At 49.8% G+C, this 253-nt stretch carries 1 protein-coding gene; it reads right to left on the bottom strand.

Going from position 1 to position 253, the window contains the following annotated elements:
* The coding region (locus ACXAH9_RS17200; RefSeq protein WP_474896087.1) for a hypothetical protein at positions 1 to 253 on the bottom strand (253 nt) is incomplete at both ends.

The following is a 253-nucleotide window of genomic DNA, read 5'->3' as shown; positions in this document are numbered from 1 at the left end:
ATCTCCAGCTACTTCGCCTGCTCCGATTGTTCCGTCTCCATCAATATCTCCAGCTACTTCACCAGCACCAATCGTTCCGTTTCCATCAGCATCTCCGGCTATTTCACCAGCACCAATTACTCCGTCTCCATTAACATCACCAGCTATTTCACCAGCTCCGATTGTTCCGTCTCCATCAGTATCTCCAGCTACTTCGCCTGCTCCGATTGTTCCGTCTCCATCAATATCTCCAGCTACTTCACCAGCACCAATC

It is taken from the genome of Ekhidna sp. ABH4_415 (genome assembly GCF_056161305.1).
The sequence above is the reverse complement of the archived record's forward strand: the minus strand, read 5'-3'. Positions and strand labels throughout refer to the sequence as shown.